The sequence below is a fragment of the Labrenzia sp. VG12 genome (assembly GCF_002237595.1).
Classification (GTDB): Bacteria; Pseudomonadota; Alphaproteobacteria; order Rhizobiales; family Stappiaceae; genus Roseibium.
On record NZ_CP022529.1, the window covers coordinates 5,767,305 to 5,788,043 of the forward strand.

Below are 20,739 nucleotides of genomic sequence, written 5' to 3' on the forward strand. Positions count from 1 at the left end.
TCGAGCCCCGGCTCGATCCGGGGGCGGCAATTCCCGCCGCCCCCTTTTTTGTTTCCGGACATTAATACTCGGGGGACCCAATGTCCTTGTTCTGGCTCGTTGTGATCGTGCTTGCCATTGCGGTGGTTGGCTACGTTGTCGGGCGCGGGCGCGCCTTGGCCAGCGCTGGGGGAGACATGCGACACCTGCATTCTCTTCCGTCTTACTACGGGTCGAACGTGGCAATGAAAGCTGCGGTCCCGGCCTTTCTGATCCTGATTGTCTGGCTGCTCGCGCAGCCGTTTTTCATCAACAGCAATATTTCCGGCATGATCCCGGACAGCGCGATTGCTGAAGGCTCATCGCGCGGTCTTGTGCTGGCCGAAGTTCGCCGCGCTGCGCGCGGCCTCGACAACGCGGTTGCCTCGGGGCTGATGGACGAAGACTTCGCCCGCAACGCCCGCGCCGACTTCAATGATGTTACGACGCGCCTCAAAGATGCGGGGCAGATCGTTACCTCGCAGATCACGCAGCCGATCCTCCGGGCTGCGCAGGCCTACCGCGTGCAGGTCGCGACCGGCAATTTCTTCATGTCGATCGTGGTCATCCTGGCCGCTATCGGTGGCGCTTTGTGGGCCATTCGCGAGACCAACGCCGATTTCCGGGCACGCAACACCGTTGAAAAAGGTGTTCGCGTCATTTTGCTGTCGGCAGCCTCAATCGCGATCCTGACGACCGTCGGCATTGTCCTGTCGCTGGTCTTCAACACCGCCGAATTCTTCCGGCTCTATCCCGCCTCCGACTTCTTCTTCGGCCTGACCTGGTCGCCGAGTTTCTCCGGTCGTGGCGGCTCGTCCGAGCTGGGCATCATTCCGCTGCTCTGGGGCACGTTCTACATCTCGCTCGTCGCACTGGCCGTGGCCGTGCCGATCGGACTGTTCGCAGCTGTCTACCTGTCTGAATATGCCGGACCCAAAGTGCGCGCCATTGCCAAGCCGCTTCTGGAAATCCTGGCCGGTATCCCGACCATTGTTTACGGTCTCTTCGCTCTTCTCACGGTCGGCCCGCTGCTTCTGTCGGTCTTCGGTGATGGCGGTCTCGGCATCATGAAGGCGGGTACGGCCGTCATGACCGCCGGCCTCGTGATGGGCATCATGCTGATCCCCTTCGTGAGCTCGCTCTCCGACGACATCATCAACGCGGTGCCGCAGGCGATGCGTGATGGCTCCTATGGCCTTGGTGCAACCAAGTCGGAGACCGTCAAACAGGTGATCCTGCCGGCGGCACTGCCGGGCATTGTCGGTGCGATCCTTCTGGCCGCCTCGCGCGCCATCGGCGAGACCATGATCGTGGTGCTCGGCGCCGGGGCAGCTGCCCGGCTGAGCCTCAACCCCTTTGAAGCCATGACCACGGTGACGGCAAAGATCGTCAGCCAGCTGACCGGCGATGCGGATTTTGCATCTCCCGTGGCCCTGGTCGCCTTTGCGCTGGGTATGACACTCTTCGTTGTCACCCTGGGCCTGAACATCGTCGCGCTTTACATCGTGCGCAAGTACCGGGAGCAGTATGACTGATGACCGACACGACACTTACTCCCACGACGTCCGAGACCCCTGCCAGCGCGCCGAAACAGCCGAAATCGCTGTATGCGCTCGATGACCTGACCCGCAAGCGCAACGCAGCGGAAAAACGGTTCAAGGCTTACGGTATTACGGCCATCGGCATTGGCCTGTTCTTCCTGGTGGTGCTGGCCTACGCAATCATTTCGGAGGGCATCCCGGCCTTCACCAAGACCGTTGTTGAAGTCGACTTCACCCTCACGCAGGAACAGTTCGACAAGGCCGAAGGTACGCTCTTCAAGACCAAGGCCTATGAAGGGATCTTCATCGAGGCACTGAAGGGACAGCTGGAGGAGAGCGGTGTCAGTGTTCCGTTCGATGCAGCAACCATCGAACGCATTGTCGGCAAACCGGGCGGGACCATCCGGTCCTTCTTCAAGGCCAACCCGGATCAGCTGGGCCAGCCGGTCCGGTTCGAACTGGCCGCGGCGTCCAGGGTGGACGGCTACATGAATGGCCGTGTGACACGGGACAACATGACCGACAGCCGCTTCCTGATGAAAGCGGATCTGGACCTGGTCGACACGCTGGTGGAAGCCTCCGTGATCAAGACGGTGTTCAACTGGAACTTCATCACGGGCGCCGACTCCGGCGTGGACAACCCGGGCGGGGCCGGCATCGGCGCAGCCGTTATCGGGTCCTTCTTCATGATGCTGGTGGTGCTGTTCCTGTCGCTGCCGATCGGTGTGGCCGCATCCATCTACCTTGAGGAATTCGCGCCGCAGAACAAGTTTACCGACCTCATCGAAGTGAACATCTCCAACCTGGCGGCTGTTCCCTCCATCGTGTTCGGTATTCTTGGCCTGGCCGTCTTCATCCAGTTCATGCACCTGCCGCAATCGGCTCCGCTCGTCGGTGGTCTCGTGCTGACCCTGATGACGCTGCCGACCATCATCATCTCCACCCGTGCGTCGCTCAAGGCCGTACCGCCGAGCATTCGCGATGCGGCGCTCGGTGTCGGAGCCTCCAAGATGCAGGCGATCTTCCATCACGTGCTGCCGCTGGCCATGCCGGGCATCCTGACCGGCACGATCATCGGTTTGGCACAGGCCCTCGGCGAAACGGCACCCTTGCTCCTGATCGGTATGGTCGGCTTCGTCGCCCGTGGCTATCCGGATGGGTTCGTTGACGGGTTTATCGAGCCCAACTCGGCGATGCCGGCCCAGATCTACACCTGGGCAGCGCGTGCCGACTTTGCCTTCTATGAAAAAGCATGGGGCGGGATCATCGTTCTTTTGATTTTCCTCCTCACAATGAACATTCTTGCGGTTCTCCTGCGCCGCAGATTTGAACGCCGCTGGTAAGGGACGAACCGATGAACCAGATGCTCAATACTGAACGGGCAAACAACATGACCGACAGCAAGATTTCCGCAAGCAAGGTGCAGGTCTATTATGGCGATACGCACGCCATCAAGGACGTGGACCTTGAAATCCAGCCGCGCTCTGTGACCGCCTTCATCGGTCCGTCCGGCTGTGGCAAGTCGACGTTCCTGCGGACCATCAACCGCATGAATGACACGATCGACATCTGCCGCGTGGAAGGTTCGATCAAGATCGACGGCGAGGACATCTACGATCCCAAGGTCGATCCGGTGCAGCTGAGAGCCAAGGTCGGCATGGTGTTCCAGAAGCCGAACCCGTTCCCGAAGTCGATCTACGACAACATTGCCTACGGTCCACGCATTCACGGCCTTGCCAAGAACAAGTCCGAGCTTGACGACATCGTCGCCTCGAGCCTGCAGAAGGCCGGCCTCTGGGAAGAAGTGAAGAACCGTCTCGACGAGCCGGGCACCGGCATGTCCGGTGGGCAGCAGCAGCGCCTGTGCATCGCGCGTGCCATCGCCGTCAGCCCGGAAGTCATCCTGATGGATGAGCCTTGCTCTGCACTGGACCCGATCGCAACGGCCAAGGTTGAAGAGCTCATCGACGAACTGCGCGAAAACTTCACGATCGTGATCGTGACGCACTCCATGCAGCAGGCTGCTCGTGTGTCTCAGCGCACCGCGTTCTTCCACCTTGGCATTCTGGTTGAGGAAGGTCCGACCGAGGACATCTTCACAAACCCGAAGGACAAGCGTACGCAGGACTACATCACTGGCCGCTTCGGCTAAGCGCTTTTCGAATTCTGAAGGGGACACAGGATGTCTGAACATACAGTCTCGGCTTATGACGAGGAACTGACGGCTATGGCCGGCAAGATCGCCGAAATGGGCGGTCTGGCAGAAAAAGCCTTCGCCGACGCGGTCCATGCTCTGGTTTCGCAGGACCTGGATCTGGCCAAGACCACGATCGCGAACGATGTGCGCCTGGACGCGTTGCATCAGGAAGTCGAGATCAAGCTGATAGAGATCATCGCGCGCCGTCAGCCCATGGGGCAGGATCTGCGGGAAGTCACGGCTGCAACCCGTATTGCCAACGACTTGGAACGTGTCGGCGATCTGGCCAAAAACGTGGCCAAGCGCGTGATCGCCATCGACAGTGATCTGCAGTCCAAGAAACTCGCCATCGGTGTGGAACACATGACCGAACTGGCGCTGTCTCAGCTGAAGCAGGTTCTGGACGCCTATACCCGCAAGGACGCGGAAACGGCGCGCAAGGTCCAGGAAGCCGATGCTGAAGTGGATGCGATCTATACCTCGCTGTTCCGCGAGTTGCTGACCTACATGATGGAAGACCCGCGGGTCATCACCCAGTGCGTCCATCTGCTGTTCTGCGCCAAGAACATCGAGCGTATCGGTGACCACGCGACCAACATCGCGGAAAACGTCTACTACATGGTGACCGGCGATCGTCTGCCGGAAGAACGCGCCAAGGTGGACGAGACGGGCGCGGCCTAGTTTCGACACCTGTCGCGGTAGCGGTCCGACCGGCGCAACAACCTTCACCCTGCGCCGGTTGCTGAAATTGGAGCGAATGCATGCCGAAGGTGCTCATCGTCGAAGACGAAGAACCCCTCAGCCTTCTGTTGAGATACAATCTGGAAGCCGAAGGATATGCGGTTGAATCGTGTGTCCGTGGGGACGAGGCCGAAATCCGCCTGCGGGAAAGCCTGCCCGACCTGCTTCTGCTCGACTGGATGCTGCCGGGCCTGTCCGGTATTGAACTCTGCCGCCGTCTGCGCGCGCGAGAAGATACCGAGCGTCTGCCTGTCATCATGCTGACAGCCCGCGGCGAAGAGGCTGAGCGCATCCGGGGCCTGTCGACCGGCGCCGACGACTATGTGGTAAAGCCTTTTTCCGTTCCGGAACTGATGGCACGCGTGCGCGCCATCCTGCGCAGGGCTAGCCCGGAAGTGGTGTCGACCATGCTGCGGTCCGGCGACATCGAGCTCGACCGGGAAACGCACCGGGTTCGTCGCAACACCAAGGAAATCCATCTTGGTCCGACCGAATTCCGCCTTCTGGAATTCCTGATGACGTCGCCCGGCCGCGTTTTCTCGCGCGAGCAGTTGCTCGACGGTGTCTGGGGCCATGATGTCTACGTGGACGAACGCACCGTGGACGTTCATGTCGGCCGGCTCCGCAAGGCGCTCAACCGGGGCAAGGCCAAGGACCCGATCCGCACTGTGCGCGGTGCCGGTTACGCCTTCAATGACCAGTTCTCGGCCAGCGCCTGAGCGCTGACCGTGGAGCAAGACATCTAAAAGCCCGCCCTTGGCGGGCTTTTGTATTTGATATTCCTAGTTCATCGTCATTCCGGATGCAGCGAAGCGGAAATCCAGGACCGGCGAGCTTTCGGTTTCTCTCAAATTTGGTCAGGGGCGAACGCTGGGCTTTCAGGATCCCGGCAGACGCGTTGCGTGGCTGAAGTGAGGTAAGGAAGGCCATGACAGGGACCCCAGCCTCAGCTCCGTCATTGCCGGACCTGATCCGGCAAGCCACGCCGTGACGGTCCGGTTGCGCAGGGCCATACGTTCGCCAAAGGCACTGGCATGGACGCCATGGACTGGCCGTGGCACGACGATGGCGGAAACGGCAGCTTCCTGCCGCCAAAAACCGCAAAAAGAAAAAGCCCGCCGATTGGCGGGCTTTCAACAAGGGCAGCCCTTTGAGGTGCTGCCGTTATCCGGCCTTGGCGACCACCTTGCGGTCACGCCGACGGTCGGCGACCGGCTGGTAAGCGATCTTGCAGTGGTAGGTGCAATAGGGGACACCGGCTTCGGACTGGCGGCCGCAGAAATAGAAGTCGTCGGTCGCCGGATCGCCGATCGGCCATTTGCAGGTCCGCTCGGTAAGCGTCAGGATCGTTGCCCGCTGGGAGATCGGCACCACATCGGCGATCGGTTCGATTTCCGGCTTGGCTTCGACAACCGGAGCCGGCGTGATATCGGCTTTCAGGGCCGTCGCACCAATGCTCTGTGGTTGCTGCGTTGGCTTCTTGGGAGCAGCGCTGCTGGGAGCGGCCGTCCGCGGCCGGCGCGGCTTGGCGCTGGAGGAAGAGGATTTCGCGCGACCGGACAGGCCAAGGCGATGCACTTTGCCGATCACGGCGTTTCGGGTCACACCACCCAGTTCGCCAGCGATCTGACTTGCACTCAAGCCTTCGCTCCAAAGCTTCTTGAGAAGCTCGACCCGTTCGTTTGTCCAACTCATTGCCGCACCCTTTTATTTGACCGCCTTGCGGCCATTAACCCCGTGTTAAGCATGCGCGTGCATGCCTAAGTATGGCATATCTAGTGCCTCTAAGTGATTTGCCGCACGAGATCTCGTGTTCGATGTCCCAGAGGTTACAATAACGTTAATTTATCAGGCAACCGTTTGACCCAAACCAGTTGGGGATGAAGGGACTTTTCCCCAAATAAGCGATGCCCTTGAGACTTTTACGAAATCTGTCCTCGGCGACCCTGGAGCGGCATTTCCATTGACAGTCCATGGTGGGGGCGGTGTATAAGACTTCCGCTGCGTGCCGCCTCATCGGGCGGCACGTTGCGTTTTGGCCCGAACGCATCTGACAAGGTGCCGGTCCCGCGTCAAGGTGACGTTGGGGCCATTTGGGCGTTCTTGAGGAGATAAAAGAGGTTATGTCCGCGACTGCACTATTCGGAAATTACGCAAGATCGAACCTGTCTTTCGATCATGGGGAAGGTGTCTGGCTTGTCACGAAAGACGGCCGACGATTCCTCGATTGCGGTTCCGGCATCGCGGTCAATTCTCTCGGCCACAGCCATCCGCATCTGGTGCAAGCCCTCCAGGACCAGGCCGCCAAGCTCTGGCACATTTCCAACCTGCACCAGATCCCGGAAGGGGAACGGCTGGCGCAGCGTCTGTGCGAGGCGACATTTGCCGAAAAGGCCCTGTTCGTGAACTCGGGCGCCGAGGCCATGGAAGCGGCGATCAAATGCGCGCGTCGTTACCAGTATGACAAGGGCCAGCCTGAACGCTTTCACATCATCACCTTCGAGGGGGCCTTTCACGGCCGGACCATTGCAACGATTGCTGCCGGTGGTCAGGCGAAATACCTGGAAGGGTTCGGCCCCAAGGCGCCCGGTTTCGACCAGGTGCCCGCCAACGACCTGGAAGCCCTGAAGGCGGCCATCGGCCCGCAAACGGCTGCGATCTGTCTTGAGCCGATCCAGGGTGAGGGTGGCATTCGCGAAATCCCGACCGATTTCCTGCGCGCGGTGCGCAAGCTGTGCGACGACAATGACCTGTTGCTGATCTTCGACGAGATCCAGACCGGTGTCGGCCGCACGGGCAAGCTGTTTGCGCATCAATGGACGGATGTCGAGCCGGACCTGATGGCGATCGCAAAGGGTATCGGTGGTGGCTTCCCGATGGGCGCCTGTCTTGCGACCGCTGAAACGGCCGCGGCGCTGGCACCGGGAACCCACGGCACGACCTTTGGTGGCAATCCGCTGGCCATGGCCGTCGGCAATGCGGTTCTGGATGTCGTTCTGGAAGACGGGTTCCTGGCGGACGTCCAGAAAAAGGGTCTCAGCTTCAAGCAGAAGCTGGCAGGTCTCGTCGACGGCCATCCGAACGTGCTGGACCAGGTGCGTGGCAACGGCCTGATGCTTGGCCTCAAATGCGTGGTTCCGGCAGGCGACTTTGTCGGGGCGGCCCGCGAGGCTGGTCTTCTGGCCGTGCCGGCCGGCGACAATGTGGTGCGCATCATGCCGCCGCTGACCATGACCGAAGATGAAATAGCGCTGGCCGTGGAGCGCCTGGAACAGGCAGCCGAAGCGGTGGAAGCCAAATTGGTGGAAGGAGCGGCCGAATGACCGCGAACGGATCCTACCGGAATTTTCTGGACCTGACCGATTTTGAAGGCGACGACCTGCGCGCCATTCTGGCGACCAGCCGCAAGATCAAGGCGGAACGCAACGGCGTTCATCGCGGCGTCGGCCCGCTGGCCGGCAAGGTGCTGGCCATGATCTTCGAGCAGCCTTCGACCCGAACCCGCATCTCTTTCGATGTCGGCATGCGCGAGCTCGGCGGCGAAACCCTGATGCTGACGGGCGCAGAGATGCAGCTCGGCCGAGGGGAGACCATCGCCGATACGGCGCGGGTGCTGTCCCGCTTTGTCGATGCCATCATGATCCGCATCCTTGATCACAATGATCTGAGGGAACTGGCCGAGGCGGCAACCGTGCCGGTGATCAACGGTCTGACCAAGCTGTCGCATCCGTGCCAGATCATGGCCGATCTTCTGACCTTCGAGGAGCATCGCGGATCGATTGCCGGCAAGAGCGTTGCCTGGACCGGCGACAGCAACAATGTTCTGGCGTCCTGGATCCACGCGGCGCCGCGGTTCGACTTCGAATTGCGCATTGCAACGCCGGGTGAACTGGCGCCGCCGCAGGACCTGATCGACGCTGCCCGCGCCAAGGGTGGTTCCATTCAGGTCACAACAGACCCATATGAGGCCGTCAAGGGGACCGACTGTGTCGTCACCGACTGCTGGGTGTCCATGGGGGACGATGACACGGAAACGCGTCACAACCTCCTGAGCGCCTATCAGGTCAATGAACGGCTGATGGCGGAAGCGAACGGAGATGCCCTGTTCATGCACTGTCTGCCGGCCCACCGGGGTGAGGAAGTCACCTCGGAGGTCATGGACGGTCCCAATTCCGTTGTGTTTGACGAAGCCGAAAACCGGCTCCATGCCCAGAAGGGCATTCTGGCCTGGTGTTTCGGCGCAGCTTAAGGCAAAGCCATCGTGGCACTCAATCTAGATGACCTGGGCATCACGCCGGCCGGACTGGATGCAGTCCGGCCTTTCGCCGTTGAAGCCCTTGATGTGCGCGGCCGGGCGGTCGCGCTCGGACCCGTTCTTGAAAACATTATCAGCCGGCATGATTACCCCGAGCCGGTCTCCAGGCTTCTGGCCGAGGCCATTGTCCTGACCAGCCTTCTGGGCACATCGCTCAAATTCGATGGCCGGTTCACCCTGCAGACCCAGACCGATGGTCCGGTCTCCATGCTGGTTGTCGATTTTTCGACCCCGGATGCGATCCGGGCCTGCGCCACGTTCGACCGCGAGCTGGTCGAAGAACTGATGGCGGGCGGCAAGGCAACCCAGGAAACCCTCCTGGGTCGCGGGCACCTGGCGATGACCATCGACCAGGGGCGCCACATGCAGCGCTACCAGGGCCTGGTGGAACTGGACGGCATTTCACTGGAAGAAGTCGCACGGCGCTATTTCGAGCGCTCCGAACAGATCCCGACCGAAGTGCGGTTGAGCGTCGGGGAACTGTTTACCCGCAAGGAAGGCGAAGGGCCGGTCAAATCCTGGACGGCCGGCGGCATTCTGGTTCAGTTCCTGCCCGAAGCGCCGGAACGTGCCAAGCAGGCTGATCTCGATCCGGGCGACGCTCCGGAAGGTGCCGTGCCTCACGAAGTCGAGGAAGACGATGCCTGGGTAGAAGCCAAGGTGCTGGTTGAAACGGTGAAGGATATCGAGCTGACCGACCCTGAAGTCAGCGTCGAGATGCTTCTGTTCCGCCTCTTCCATGAGCGGGGCGTGCGCCTGTTCGAACCACAGCCGCTGGCCGACAAGTGCAGCTGTTCTCGCGAGAAGATCGAAGGTGTTCTGGCCGGCTTCAGCGCAGAGGAAGTCGAGCATATGACGGTGGACGGCAAGATTGTCGTTACCTGCGAATTCTGCAGCAGCCGCTACGAGTTCGATCGCTGATCCGTCATTTCGGCCTCAAAAAAGTAACCGGCGGTCGCAATTGTCGCCGCCGGAAACATCCTGTTACATTTTTCGGCGTGCCTTAAACCACCTTGAAAGGTAAGCCGGGCTTGAATTTTGCAGCGCGAAGTAAATCTATTCTTCGTACGCAGGAGCATGTCCAGGGTTCAAGGGGCAGGCTCCAGGCACAGCCCGAAACGCCTTGTGAGCAGAGATGTTGCAGTCCTTACAGAAAGAGTCCGGCCAACAGCCCGTTTCCGAAGTCCTGCCGCCACCGCAGTCTGAGGAAACCCGGAGAAGCGGACGGGTGCTGCTTGTCTTCAAGGCGATGCTGCAGGTGTTGCTCGCCTTTGCCATCCTGTTCGGGGCCGTCAAGGGCATGAATGCGCTGGTGGCGTCAAAGCCCGACGTGCCCAAGCGTCCTATCCAGGAAAAGAGCTACGCGGTTGAAACGATCGCCGTTGCGCGCGCCGACCATGCGCCTCAGATCAATGTCTTCGGGGAAACCATGGCGGGCCGGGAGGTCGAACTTCGGGCCCTGGTTGCCGGCGAGGTCATTGAGGTCCATCCGGACCTGAAGGCCGGAGGTGCGGTCAAACAGGGGGACGTCCTGGTGGCCATCGACCGGTTCGACTACGAGGGCGCGGTGACCGAGGCGGAAGCCAATCTGGCAGAAGCCCGCGCGGCCCTTGTCGAAAGCGAGGGCCGGGTCGAACTGGAAAAGGCCAATGTGGTGCGTGCCCGAGAGCAGCTGGAATTTGCCCAGCGGGATCTGCAGCGGGCCGAGGATCTGCTTGGCAAGGGCGCCGTCACCGAACGGACGCTGGATGACCGCAAGCTGATCGTCTCGCAGCGCCAGCAGTCTCTTGAGCAATCCCAGAACAGCCTCGCTCTGGAAGCGGCCAGGGTCGATCAGCAGACCGCAGCCATCAAGCGCCTGGAATGGCGCCTGCAGAACGCGCAGCGGCAGCTTGAAAACACCATCCTGACCGCGCCGTTTGATGCCATCGTGCGGTCTGAAGCCGCCGAACTTGGCCGGCTGGTCAGCGTCAATGACGCCATCGTCTCGCTTTATGACAGCGATGCCTTCGAGGTCCGTTTCACGCTCTCCGACAACCAGTATGGCCGTCTCCTGGCAGAGACCGGCACCGTGGTTGGCCGTCCGGTCGACGTGACCTGGTATCTGGGCAATGAACCCGTCACCTATCCGGCAACGGTGACCCGGATCGGCGCAGATGTCGCCAGCAACCGGGGCGGTGTTGACCTGATCGCCCAGATCGATACGTCCGGCGTCGATATTCCCTTGCGCCCCGGGGCTTTTGTCGAGGTGGCGCTGTCCGACCGGGTCTATCCACAAAGCTTCCGGGTTCCGGAAACGGCCTATTACGGCGGCGGCACCGTCTATGTCGTCACCGACAGCCGGTTGGAGCCGCGCGACGTGACGTCGCTCGCCATCGATGACGGTTTCATTCTCGTCACGGGCGCTTTGGAGGACGGGGAGACCCTGTTGACCACCCGCATTCCGGAAGCCGGTGAAGGCCTCCTGGTCAGGGATATCGCCACCAGCGCGGCCAAGGCCGAGTAACGGGGCGTTCCATGGATATCGGTAACAAATCCCGCGGCTTTCTCGAACTGCTGGTTCGCCACGCCAATGCGGCCAACCTGATCATGGCCGTCATGGTGCTCTTTGGCGTCTATGGTTTTGCCAAGCTCAACACCCAGTTCTTCCCGACCATCAAGACCGACCGGATCGCGGTTTCGATTTCCTGGCCCGGCGCCAGCGCGGAAGATGTCGCCTCCAACATTCTGGAAGTGATCGAACCGGAACTGCGTTTCATCGACGGGCTCGACGAAATCGTCTCCTATGGCCGCGAAGGCAGTGCCTCTGTTCAGATGGAGTTCATCGAAGGCACCAACATGCAGCAGGCGCTGTCCGATGTGGAACAGGCCGTTGCCGGTGTCACCACGCTGCCGGTGGATTCCGAAACACCGGTCGTCGCCGCTTCGACCTTCACCGATGGCGTCGCGACGCTGGCCCTGCGCGGTCCCTTCACCGAACAAGCGCTGAAGGTGTTCGCGCGTCAGATGCGCGACGACCTCTTGGCGCGCGGCATCGACAAGGTCGAACTCTATGGCTACCGGTCTCCGGAATATCTGGTCGAGATCCCGGAGCGCGAACTGCGCCGTCTCGACCTGACCATTGCCGACGTTTCCAGTCAGATCGCCGGCAACACGATCGATCTGCCGGCGGGCAATCTCGACGGGGCTGTGGAGCGGCAGATCCGGGCGCTTTCGGAGGAACGATCGCCCGATGCGGTCGGGCGTGTGGAGGTCAAGGCCTTTGCTTCGGGCGAAAAGACGCTGGTGAAAGACATCGGTACGGTCGTCCGCGACTTTGATTCCAGCGAGAACCAGGGCTTTTCCGGCGGTGAGCGGGCGGTGGAACTGCAGATCCTGCGCACGGAAAAGACCGACACGATCAAGGCCGCCAAGATCGTCGACGACTATCTGGCGGAAATGACCCCACAGCTGCCGCAAAGCCTTGAGATCCTGAAATATGACGTGCGGGCCGATGCCGTTGAGGGCCGCATCACCCTGCTGCTTGAGAACGGCCTGTCTGGTCTGGTGCTGGTTGTCGGCATCCTGTTCCTGTTCCTGAATGCCCGGATCGCCTTCTGGGTGGCCGCCGGCATTCCGGTCGCCATGATGGCAACGGTCGGGATCATGTGGCTGATGGGCGAAAGCATCAACATGATCTCGCTGTTCGCGCTGATCATGATGCTGGGCGTGATTGTTGATGACGCCATTGTCGTCGGCGAACATACGGCGACCCGGCGTAGCCTCGGCGACAGTCCGGGCGATGCGGCGGTCAATGGCGCCACCACGATGCTGGCGCCGATCTTTGCCGCCAGCCTCACCACCATCGCCGCGTTTTTGCCGATCCTGCTGGTGAGCGACGTGCTTGGCCAGATCATGGGAACGCTTCCCGTGGTTGTCGTTGCCGTCGTGATTGCCTCGCTGATCGAATGTTTCCTGGTCCTGCCCGGACACCTCTCGCATGCGATGGAGAACCGCCCGGGCTGGAGCTGGTGGCGTGTCGTCATCCTGGCCGCGATCCCGGCGATATTCGTGACGGCGCTGGTGTCCCAGCCGGACATGTCCGTGCCGCCCTATTTCGACCTGATCGACGACCCGCTGCGGGCTTTCCGGGATACGGTAGGTCTCGTGCCGTTCGAGCTGGTGATCATCCTGTCCTGCTTCCTGCTGGCCGTCGGCTTCGAGACGCTGCTGATGGCGCTGCGCCGATCGAAAAAACGTCGCGGTGCCTATGAGCGTCCGGGCTGGTTCCGCCGGGGCTTCGATGCAGGGTTTGGCTGGGTGCGTGACTTCCCCTTCCGAGCCTTCGTGACCGCGGCCGTCAACTGGCGCTATGTCACCCTTGCCGTTGCGGTTGCCGCCATGATCCTGGCCGTTGGCCTAGTGCGCGGTGGCCGGGTCGGCTTCACCTTCTTCCCGTCGCCGGAAGCGGAAAACCTAACAGCCTCGATCTTCTTCCATGCCGGCATTCCCGAAGACGAGGCCATTGCCGGCATCTTCCGGATCGAGGACGCCCTGACCCGGGCAGAAGCCCAACTCACGGAGGGCACCGATCAGGAGCTGGTGGTTGCCACCTATGCAACGCTCGGCAAGGCCGGCAACAATCGCGGCGACAATGTTGCCAACATAACCGTGCAGCTCAGCCGCTCCGAAGACCGAACGATCCGCACGCCCGACATCGTCCGGGCCTGGCGGGCCGCCTTGCCGGAAATTCCCGGTACGTCGCGGATCGCCATTGCCGAGCGGCGGGGCGGACCTCCCGGGCGCGACCTGGATGTGCGTCTCACCGGTGCGCCCTTGAACGATCTGAAAGCCGCCGCCCAGGAACTGCAGCAGGAGCTATCCGGCTTCCCGGGCACCAGCGGTGTCGAGGACGATCTGCCCTATGGCAAGCCGGAACTAGTGGTCGAGCTGACCCCGCGCGGCCACGCGCTCGGCTTCACGGTGGAAAGCGCCGCCCGTCAGATCCGCAACGCCTTTGAAGGCAACATTGCCCGGCGCTTTGCCGAAGGTGACGAAGAAGTTGCGGTCCGCGTCAAGCAGGTCTTCGACCAGGACGGCACCGCAGCGCTCCGGCAACTGTCGCTCAAGACCCCGGCGGGGGACTTCATTCCTCTGACCGAAGTGGTCCGGCTGACGGATGATCAGGGTTTTTCCGTCATTCTGAGGCGTGACGGCCGGACGATTGTCTCCGTGGTGGCCGACGTCGACAGCACGGTCACGTCCAACACGGAGATCATCGCCGAACTCAGCAAGGACTTCCTGCCGAGCCTCGCCGACCGCTATGGCCTGGACTATTCCTTTGCCGGCCGGGCGGAAGAGCAGTCCAATGCGTTTTCCGATCTCCTGACCGGGGTCATGCTGGCCGTTGTCGGCATCTACATCATCCTGGCGGCGATCTTTTCCAGCTATTCGCGGCCCATCGTGGTCATGTCGATCATCCCCTTCGGCATTGTCGGGGCGATCGTCGGTCACTGGGTGATGGGCTTCAACCTGACCATCCTCAGCATGATCGGACTGCTGGGTCTGGCCGGTATCCTGGTCAACAACTCGATCATCCTGGTCGCCCGGTTCGAGGAACGCCGCAAGACAGGCGAGGATCTGAACTCCGCCGCCGTCGGATCCAGCTGTGACCGACTGCGCGCCGTGCTGCTGACTTCGCTGACGACAATTGGCGGTCTCTTGCCGCTGATGTTCGAAACCAGTCTGCAGGCCCAGTTCCTGTTGCCGATGGCAATCACCATCGTCTTCGGCCTCGGCACGGCGACGGCCCTCGTTCTGGTGCTGGTGCCGGCCCTGATCAAGATCGGCGATGACCTCGGCAGTCTGGTCAGGCTGCGGCGCCGGCCGCCACCCGAGGCTCTGCGGTCCGCCGGCCGGGATCTGACGCCTGCCGAATAGACAGCGGCCGAAGGATCAGCCGAGGCGCTTGGCAAAGGCAGCCGTTGCCTTTGCCGCTTGCCTGATGTTGCCGTCGAGCGTTGCCGGCGACTTGCCGCGCGGGCCGAAATCGTGATTGCCGTCTTCCAGATAGGTCAGGGCCACATGATCCGGCACTGTGATGGCCTCGATCTCGGCGCGTGAGCCGAACGGATCGCGATCCCCTTGCAGGATTTGCACCGGCCGTTTGGCCTCTTCCAGCGGCGCCAGGCGCCAGTCCGCATCCGGCTTTCCGGTCGGATGAAACGGATAGCCGAAACAGGCAACACCCTTGACGCGGCCGGGCAGGGAGCCGCCGCCGGCCAGCATTGCCGCCACACGGCCGCCCATGGATTTGCCGCCGACCAGCAGGAGGCCGTCGCTCTCACCCATCAGGGCCTGCAGGGCGGTCTGAAACTCGCCGATCAGCTTGTCGGCGCGCGGCGGCGGTTTTTTGGGGCCGCCTGTTCGCCGGCCCGCCATATAAGCAAATTCAAAGCGCGCGACAGCAATCCCTTCGGCTGAAAGCGCGGCGGCCAGCTTTTCCATGAAGGTGGAATCCATCTGCGCTCCAGCGCCATGGGCCAGCAGCAGGGTTGCAGCCGGGTCGGTGTCGGGACGGGTCCATAAAAAGGCGGTCATGGTGATGTGATCTGTCGCAGAGGCAGGAACTGTATAGAAGGATATGGTTTCATCTGCCGTAAAGAAGCGCCATCTGAATGGCAAGCGGCTTCGACAAGGACGACCGGATTTCGGGAATGTTTGACCAGATCGATATAAACCAGCTGCGCATGGCCTGTTTTGGCGGCATCTTTCTGGTCATGGCCCTCCTGGAAGTGTGGTTGCCGCGCCGGGGGCTCAAAAGCGGCCGTCTGAAGCGCTGGCCTACCAACTGGGGACTGATCGTTCTGGATGCCACGCTGGTGCGACTGATCTTTCCGATCGGCGGTGTCGGTCTTGCCCTTCTGGCGCAGGAACAGGGCTGGGGCCTCTTCGGTCTTTTCGGCTGGTCCGGCGGACTGGCCGGCCTGATGACTTTCCTGCTGCTTGACCTGGCCGTCTGGTTCCAGCACCTGGTCTCCCACAAGGTGCCGCTTTTCTGGCGCTTGCACCGGGTCCACCACGCCGACAGCGAGGTCGATGCGACAACGGCCCTGCGCTTCCACCCGATCGAGATCCTGCTGTCCTTTGTCTGGAAGGGCGCGGTGATCGTCGCGCTTGGCGGGCCGTGGGAAGCGGTCTTGATCTTCGAGATCGTCCTGAACGGCTCGGCGGTCTTCGGCCATGCCAACATCCGCATTCCGGAGCGTACCGACCGGATGCTGCGCTGGCTGATCGTCACGCCGGACATGCACCGGATCCACCATTCGGTGATCCAGCGGGAGACCGACAGCAATTACGGCTTCTATCTCTCCGTCTGGGACCGCCTCTTCGGGACCTACACACATGACCCGGAAAAAGGCCATGACGGAATGGAGATCGGCCTCGGCCCGTCCCTGACACCCAGAGCCCATTCTTTCCCCTTCAGCCTGATGATCCCGTTCGTGAATAGCAACGAACAGAAACGGCAAGGGGATGATGAACGCGGCGCATCAACAGACAGCTGAGCCCGTTTTCAATAAAAGCTTTGCGGGAAATAGCGCAGATAGAGTTCGCGGTAGATGCCCTTCTGGTGCAACTGGCGCAGGGCATAGGTGAGGGCGGCGGCCCGTTCCGGGTCATCGGCGCGGGTGGCAATCGCCATGCCTTCATCGAAATATCCCGGTTCCAGCCAGGGGCCTCCGGCAAAGCTGCAACAGTTTTCCGCCGCCTCGCTCGGCAGCCAGAAAGACAGGCTGAGCCCGTCGCCGAAATGGGCATCCACCTCGCCCGCCCTCAGGGCGTCGCGTGCGTCCTGCGCGGTTTCAAAGCTGACGGTCTCCGCATCGGGAAAGAACCGCTCGGCAAAGGCCTCGAAACGGGAGCCTGCCTCGACCGCGATTTTCCTGCCGCCAAGCGCCTGCTCGTCGAAGCTCTCCAGATCGTCGGTCAGCACCACGAAGCGGGCGGGCAGTTTCAGATAGTCTTCGGTGAAGTTGAGCTGACCGGCACCGGGCCGGTTGCGGGAAAGACCGGCAATGATCGCGTCGCCTTCTTCCTCGTCCAGCGCCTTTATCAGAACGTCGAACAGCTTCAGCCTGAGCGCACAGGAACTGCCGAGCTCCTGGCAGAGCGCGCGGGCCAGATCGACGTTGAAGCCGGTCAGGCGGCCTTGAGGATCGCGGAAGACAAACGGCGGATAGCGGTCGATCGCCAGGAACTGGATCCGGTCCGGAATGGAGGTCGGCCGGTCATGAACGGCCTTCGGGTCCCAGAAATTCGGCACGCGCACATCCGGCTCCTGAGCAAATGCGTCCTGGCCCGACACGCTCAGGAGAAGGGCCAGCAATCCGCCACACAGTTGCTTGCGAAATTTGAAAAGAGCTCGTGAAATGGGCACGCGGCCGGGTCCGTTCCGTGTCTGATCAGGTCCGGCTTCAGCGAACCGGGATTCGTTGCCTCAAGACTATCGCGAACAAGCGGGGCTTGTCAGCCCGATGCGACCCGAAGTGATCAGACTTCTTGTTGTAACTCTTCCCCCTCGGGTGTCGTCCCGGACTTGCTCCGGGACCCACTCGTTTCCAGAGCGATGGAACCGGTGGGAGGCGTTGCCGCAGAACACTCATGGCGCCAGCAAGTGGGCCCGCGAGTAGGCCCCGGATCGCGCTGCGCTTGTCCGGGGTGACACCAGAGCGCTGCCGTCTCCCAGTTGCCATCAACGCAATGAGTTGATGACATCAGAGAGGGAGAGGCGATTACGATCCGTGGGCCAGCCCCCGGAGCGTTGCCTTCCCCTCAGTGTCATCCCGGACTTGATCCGGGACCCACTCGTTTCCAGAGCAATGGAACCGGTGGGAGGCGCTGCTGCGAAACACTCATGGCATCAGCAAGCGGCCCCGCGAGTAGGCCCCGGAGCGTCGCCTTCCCCTCAGTGTCATCCCGGACTTGATCCGGGATCCACTCGTTTCCAGAGCTATGAAACCGGTGGGAGGCGGTGCTGCAAAACACCCATGGCGTCAGCAAGCTGCACTTCGAGTAGGCCCCGGATCTGCGCTGCGCTTGTCCGGGGTGACACCCATGGAGTGTTGAGGCTTTGGTCCGCTATTCCACTTCCGGATCATAGGAGCGCAGGACGACGATCGTGTCGAAGCCCTTGATCTCTTCGGCATAAAAATGCCGTTCGGTGAAAGCGGCATAGGCCTCCATGGAGGCGCACTCGATGGTGAGCACCAGGTCGGCCTTGCCGGTGACGTGGTAGAGCTTCTTCACCTCCGGCAGCTTCAATAGCTTTTCGCGGGCGCGGGCGTTCCGCTCCGGCTGACCGCGCACCATTTCCAGCATCGCCAGAAGGGTGACGGTGGTCCCGGTCACTTCAGGCGCCAGGATGGCGATCTCCTTCCGGATGGCCCCAATCTCCCGCAGCCGCTGCACCCGGCGCAGGCAGGCCGCCGGCGACAGGCCGACTTTCTCGGAAAGTTCCTTGCCGGTCTGGCGTGCATCCAGACTGAGCAGCCGCAACAGCTGATGATCGAAATCGTCGAGATCCATGAATTCGGGTTCCAATTGCAGGTTTTGTGAAAAACTATCGGAAAATGGATGTATATGCGATTATTTCTCTCAATCGCAAGAAAATTGCGCACCGTTCGCGTCGGCGCTGCATAGGCTTGTTGCATCGATCCAAGAAGGAGCAAGACCATGACCGACCAGACCCTGACCCCGAGACTTCTCACTGTAACAACGGCCCCCAGGGGCGTTCGGAATGCGGGATCATTCGGGCACTTCCTTGAAACCCTCACCCGCCTGCTGCGCCGTCGCCGCGACCGCGCGCACCTGTCCGAGTTGCCGGATTACCTTCTGGAAGATATCGGGCTGACGCGGGCGGATGTGCCAGGGAACCCACCGGTCGAGGAGGGGTGGCGGTGATGCACGAAATCGATGAAGAAAAAATGGAGCGGGTGAAGGGAATCGAACCCTCGTCTTAAGCTTGGGAAGCTCCTGCTCTACCATTGAGCTACACCCGCTGATCCGGTCCCTGTCAAGGCCGAGCCCGCTTTCTGCGCCGATCCTATTTGCCTGTCAAGCAGGCTTCGCCGGGGATCACGGCTTTTCCCGGTTCGGTTTGATCTTGCACTGCGGCAGAGAAATCGCCATGTTCCGCCCGGCGCGGCAGAAAGCCGCCGGAACTTCTAGATATTCGGGTCGGCTTTATGCGAAATCAGGTCAAGGCGCTGGTCACGTCGCGCACATGGGAATTCTGCATCATCGGGATCATCGTCCTGAATGCGGTGACGCTGGGGCTGGAAACCAGCCATGCGGTCATGAACAGCATCGGCCCGGCCCTGGTCCTGATCGACCAGATCATTCTCGGCATCTTCGTGATCGAGCTGGCCCTGCGCCTCTTTGCCCACGGTGCAAAGTTCTTCCGCGATCCCTGGAGCCTTTTTGATTTCGCCATTGTCGCGATCGCGCTGCTGCCCTCCAACGGGCCGCTCGCCGTGCTGCGCTCGCTGCGCATCCTGCGTGTGCTGCGGCTCATTTCCGTGGTGCCGTCGCTCCGCCGCGTGATTGGCGGCCTGATCGCTGCCTTGCCGGGCATGGGCTCGATTGTCGTCCTGATGGCACTGGTCTTTTATGTGTTCGGCGTCATGGCGACCAAACTGTTCGGCGCCAGCTTTCCCGAATGGTTTGGCGACCTCGGGGCCTCGCTCTATACGCTCTTCCAGATCATGACGCTGGAAAGCTGGTCCATGGGCATCGTCCGGCCGGTGATGGAACAATACCCCTATTCCTGGCTGTTCTTCGTGCCTTTCATCCTGTGCACGGCCTTCACGGTGCTGAACCTTTTCATCGGTATCATCGTCTCGGCGATGCAGGAGGAGCACGAGGCGGAGGCCGATGCCAACCGCCAGGCGATCCACGACGAGACCGGCCTGATCCTGGAAGAGGTCAAGGCCATGCGCGCGGAACTCAGCCAGCTGCGCGCCGAGGTCGAGCGCACCCGGGCCTGACCCGGTCAGTAGCCGCCACGGTCTTCGGACTCGCGCGGCTCGGGCGCCGGCACGCCGGAGCCGGTGGACTGGCAGCCGGCCAGCATTGAGGCAAGGGCAAGGACGATCAGGGCGATGTTCAGCTTCATGATGGGCTCCTGCGAGATGGGTTCAACCGTTTACGCTGGAACAGCCCTCAGCCGATCATTGTCTTGAGACGTCGGATGTTGTCGGGTGCCAACCGGCAAACCAGAGCAGTCGCTAGTTCAGGTCTTGCGTCAGCAAAGAGGGATTGAACCAAAGAGGCGAGTTTTCAGTCGGTGTCTTGGCGCTCAAGTGTGGGTTCGGTATGCGAAACAGAGTGCGGCGGGAAAGAGATGCCTTCTCGATATCCTCCCCGTGGTACTTCAGAAAATGCTCGTCGAACGAGCCATCCTCGATCATGCGCTGCAAACCGGTTTCTATGTGCCGGGCCAATTCCGGGTGCCTGGGGCTGACAAAGAAATAGACCGGGAGCGGCACAAAAAGGGCCAGGTGGTCTTCAACGACAAGTTCGGGATATCCGGCGCCATATTTCTCCAGTTCTTCGAAGATCTCAAAAACACCGCGACCAAACGTGATCATCCGCCTGAGACGCAGCATCTCGTAAAGTTCGCGCTGACCTTCTGCCGTGACCACATGAAAGCCGCTGTCGCGCAACACGGGTGTGATGGACCATTGCTCACCAGAGCCGGTTGGGAAACGTTGCAAGTCCTTGAGCGTCTTGACCTCTGACAGGTCTTGCTGATCGCGCTTGTTTATCAGGAACAGGCGAATGCCCTGGAGCCCCTTGTGCAGCGGAACCCGCACGGTGAGAAGCTGCTCCTCCCAGCCGGGACGGGGGCATGGGCAACGACATGTATGTTTTCGCCGGATATCAGTTCG

General features: G+C 61.4%; 19 protein-coding genes and 1 tRNA gene. 13 read left to right on the forward strand and 7 right to left on the reverse strand.

Annotated elements, in window-relative coordinates; translation table 11 throughout:
- Positions 1-80 precede the first annotated feature (80 nt).
- The 5 genes from pstC (at position 81) to phoB (ending at position 5,216) form a co-directional block, all read left to right on the forward strand.
- Positions 81-1,553, forward strand: coding sequence for a phosphate ABC transporter permease subunit PstC (pstC, locus tag CHH27_RS26635; RefSeq protein WP_094074285.1), 1,473 nt, complete (start codon positions 81-83; stop codon positions 1,551-1,553).
- Entirely contained in the window at positions 1,553-2,902 is a 1,350-nt protein-coding gene (gene pstA, locus CHH27_RS26640) for a phosphate ABC transporter permease PstA (protein ID WP_094074286.1), read from the forward strand. The genes pstC and pstA overlap by 1 nt, the downstream gene beginning before the upstream one ends.
- A gap of 20 nt (positions 2,903-2,922) precedes the next feature.
- On the forward strand, positions 2,923-3,711 hold the full coding sequence (gene pstB / locus CHH27_RS26645; protein WP_247646349.1) for a phosphate ABC transporter ATP-binding protein PstB: 789 nt from the start codon (positions 2,923-2,925) through the stop codon (positions 3,709-3,711).
- A gap of 30 nt (positions 3,712-3,741) precedes the next feature.
- On the forward strand, positions 3,742-4,437 hold the full coding sequence (gene phoU / locus CHH27_RS26650; RefSeq protein ID WP_094074288.1) for a phosphate signaling complex protein PhoU: 696 nt from the start codon (positions 3,742-3,744) through the stop codon (positions 4,435-4,437).
- 80 nt (positions 4,438-4,517) lie between these two features.
- Positions 4,518-5,216, forward strand: coding sequence for a phosphate regulon transcriptional regulator PhoB (gene phoB / locus CHH27_RS26655; RefSeq protein WP_094074289.1), 699 nt, complete (start codon positions 4,518-4,520; stop codon positions 5,214-5,216).
- A 445-nt stretch (positions 5,217-5,661) separates the two neighbouring features.
- Here the strand turns inward: phoB and CHH27_RS26660 are convergent, their stop codons facing one another.
- Positions 5,662-6,192 carry a GcrA family cell cycle regulator gene (locus tag CHH27_RS26660; protein WP_094074290.1) on the reverse strand — a complete coding sequence of 177 codons (531 nt, stop codon included), beginning with the start codon at positions 6,190-6,192 and terminating at the stop codon, positions 5,662-5,664.
- Between the two features lie 428 nt (positions 6,193-6,620).
- Here CHH27_RS26660 and CHH27_RS26665 point away from each other — a divergent pair, with 428 nt between their 5' ends.
- The 5 genes from CHH27_RS26665 (at position 6,621) to CHH27_RS26685 (ending at position 14,731) form a co-directional block, all read left to right on the forward strand.
- Positions 6,621-7,820, forward strand: coding sequence for an aspartate aminotransferase family protein (locus tag CHH27_RS26665; RefSeq protein WP_094074291.1), 1,200 nt, complete (start codon positions 6,621-6,623; stop codon positions 7,818-7,820).
- The gene (gene argF, locus CHH27_RS26670) at positions 7,817-8,746 is read left to right on the forward strand and encodes an ornithine carbamoyltransferase (protein ID WP_094074292.1); all 930 of its coding nucleotides are present in this window, start codon (positions 7,817-7,819) and stop codon (positions 8,744-8,746) included. The genes CHH27_RS26665 and argF overlap by 4 nt, the downstream gene beginning before the upstream one ends.
- Positions 8,747-8,758: 12 nt before the next feature.
- Positions 8,759-9,733 (forward strand): Hsp33 family molecular chaperone, encoded by a 975-nt coding sequence (locus CHH27_RS26675; protein ID WP_094074293.1) that lies wholly within the window; start codon positions 8,759-8,761, stop codon positions 9,731-9,733.
- Positions 9,734-9,947: 214 nt separating this feature from the next.
- Positions 9,948-11,318 (forward strand): efflux RND transporter periplasmic adaptor subunit, encoded by a 1,371-nt coding sequence (locus CHH27_RS26680; RefSeq protein ID WP_094074294.1) that lies wholly within the window; start codon positions 9,948-9,950, stop codon positions 11,316-11,318.
- A gap of 11 nt (positions 11,319-11,329) precedes the next feature.
- Positions 11,330-14,731, forward strand: coding sequence for an efflux RND transporter permease subunit (locus CHH27_RS26685; RefSeq protein WP_094074295.1), 3,402 nt, complete (start codon positions 11,330-11,332; stop codon positions 14,729-14,731).
- Positions 14,732-14,746: 15 nt separating this feature from the next.
- On the opposite strand, the gene CHH27_RS26690 is transcribed toward CHH27_RS26685, so the two are convergent.
- Complete coding sequence (locus tag CHH27_RS26690) at positions 14,747-15,391, reverse strand: alpha/beta family hydrolase (protein WP_094074296.1); 645 nt, start codon at positions 15,389-15,391, stop codon at positions 14,747-14,749.
- 116 nt (positions 15,392-15,507) lie between these two features.
- Between CHH27_RS26690 and CHH27_RS26695 the strand changes: the two genes are divergently transcribed.
- Positions 15,508-16,356 carry a sterol desaturase family protein gene (locus CHH27_RS26695; protein WP_094075037.1) on the forward strand — a complete coding sequence of 283 codons (849 nt, stop codon included), beginning with the start codon at positions 15,508-15,510 and terminating at the stop codon, positions 16,354-16,356.
- Positions 16,357-16,364: 8 nt separating this feature from the next.
- Here CHH27_RS26695 and CHH27_RS26700 read toward each other — a convergent pair whose 3' ends face one another.
- Positions 16,365-17,228: a transporter substrate-binding domain-containing protein gene (locus CHH27_RS26700; RefSeq protein WP_208988397.1), complete on the reverse strand. Its 864-nt coding sequence runs from the start codon at positions 17,226-17,228 to the stop codon at positions 16,365-16,367.
- Positions 17,229-17,929: 701 nt separating this feature from the next.
- Positions 17,930-18,376, reverse strand: coding sequence for an Lrp/AsnC family transcriptional regulator (locus CHH27_RS26705; RefSeq protein ID WP_157739116.1), 447 nt, complete (start codon positions 18,374-18,376; stop codon positions 17,930-17,932).
- A gap of 147 nt (positions 18,377-18,523) precedes the next feature.
- On the opposite strand from CHH27_RS26705, the gene CHH27_RS26710 reads away from it, so the two are divergent.
- Positions 18,524-18,751, forward strand: coding sequence for a DUF1127 domain-containing protein (locus CHH27_RS26710; protein ID WP_094074299.1), 228 nt, complete (start codon positions 18,524-18,526; stop codon positions 18,749-18,751).
- Between the two features lie 24 nt (positions 18,752-18,775).
- Here the strand turns inward: CHH27_RS26710 and CHH27_RS26715 are convergent.
- Positions 18,776-18,849 (reverse strand) — tRNA-Gly (locus CHH27_RS26715).
- Between the two features lie 186 nt (positions 18,850-19,035).
- Between CHH27_RS26715 and CHH27_RS26720 the strand changes: the two genes are divergently transcribed.
- Positions 19,036-19,836, forward strand: coding sequence for an ion transporter (locus tag CHH27_RS26720; RefSeq protein ID WP_094074300.1), 801 nt, complete (start codon positions 19,036-19,038; stop codon positions 19,834-19,836).
- Positions 19,837-19,841: 5 nt separating this feature from the next.
- On the opposite strand, the gene CHH27_RS28565 is transcribed toward CHH27_RS26720, so the two are convergent.
- Together CHH27_RS28565 and CHH27_RS26725 are read right to left on the reverse strand one after the other, a co-directional pair.
- Positions 19,842-19,964, reverse strand: a complete 123-nt coding sequence (locus CHH27_RS28565) for a hypothetical protein (RefSeq protein WP_256386410.1) — start codon at positions 19,962-19,964, stop codon at positions 19,842-19,844.
- A 112-nt stretch (positions 19,965-20,076) separates the two neighbouring features.
- Positions 20,077-20,664: a hypothetical protein gene (locus CHH27_RS26725; protein ID WP_094074301.1), complete on the reverse strand. Its 588-nt coding sequence runs from the start codon at positions 20,662-20,664 to the stop codon at positions 20,077-20,079.
- Positions 20,665-20,739: the final 75 nt, after the last annotated feature.

What these genes read in the sequence shown, in the direction of transcription:
- pstC (WP_094074285.1), top strand. Translation starts at nt 81, where the DNA reads ATGTCCTTGTTCTGGCTCGTTGTGATCGTGCTTGCCATTGCGGTGGTT.
- pstA (WP_094074286.1), top strand. Translation starts at nt 1,553, where the DNA reads ATGACCGACACGACACTTACTCCCACGACGTCCGAGACCCCTGCCAGC.
- pstB (WP_247646349.1), top strand. Translation starts at nt 2,923, where the DNA reads ATGCTCAATACTGAACGGGCAAACAACATGACCGACAGCAAGATTTCC.
- phoU (WP_094074288.1), top strand. Translation starts at nt 3,742, where the DNA reads ATGTCTGAACATACAGTCTCGGCTTATGACGAGGAACTGACGGCTATG.
- phoB (WP_094074289.1), top strand. Translation starts at nt 4,518, where the DNA reads ATGCCGAAGGTGCTCATCGTCGAAGACGAAGAACCCCTCAGCCTTCTG.
- CHH27_RS26660 (WP_094074290.1), bottom strand. Translation starts at nt 6,192, where the DNA reads ATGAGTTGGACAAACGAACGGGTCGAGCTTCTCAAGAAGCTTTGGAGC.
- CHH27_RS26665 (WP_094074291.1), top strand. Translation starts at nt 6,621, where the DNA reads ATGTCCGCGACTGCACTATTCGGAAATTACGCAAGATCGAACCTGTCT.
- argF (WP_094074292.1), top strand. Translation starts at nt 7,817, where the DNA reads ATGACCGCGAACGGATCCTACCGGAATTTTCTGGACCTGACCGATTTT.
- CHH27_RS26680 (WP_094074294.1), top strand. Translation starts at nt 9,948, where the DNA reads ATGTTGCAGTCCTTACAGAAAGAGTCCGGCCAACAGCCCGTTTCCGAA.
- CHH27_RS26685 (WP_094074295.1), top strand. Translation starts at nt 11,330, where the DNA reads ATGGATATCGGTAACAAATCCCGCGGCTTTCTCGAACTGCTGGTTCGC.
- CHH27_RS26690 (WP_094074296.1), bottom strand. Translation starts at nt 15,391, where the DNA reads ATGACCGCCTTTTTATGGACCCGTCCCGACACCGACCCGGCTGCAACC.
- CHH27_RS26695 (WP_094075037.1), top strand. Translation starts at nt 15,508, where the DNA reads ATGTTTGACCAGATCGATATAAACCAGCTGCGCATGGCCTGTTTTGGC.
- CHH27_RS26705 (WP_157739116.1), bottom strand. Translation starts at nt 18,376, where the DNA reads ATGGATCTCGACGATTTCGATCATCAGCTGTTGCGGCTGCTCAGTCTG.
- CHH27_RS26710 (WP_094074299.1), top strand. Translation starts at nt 18,524, where the DNA reads ATGACCGACCAGACCCTGACCCCGAGACTTCTCACTGTAACAACGGCC.
- CHH27_RS26720 (WP_094074300.1), top strand. Translation starts at nt 19,036, where the DNA reads ATGCGAAATCAGGTCAAGGCGCTGGTCACGTCGCGCACATGGGAATTC.
- CHH27_RS28565 (WP_256386410.1), bottom strand. Translation starts at nt 19,964, where the DNA reads ATGAAGCTGAACATCGCCCTGATCGTCCTTGCCCTTGCCTCAATGCTG.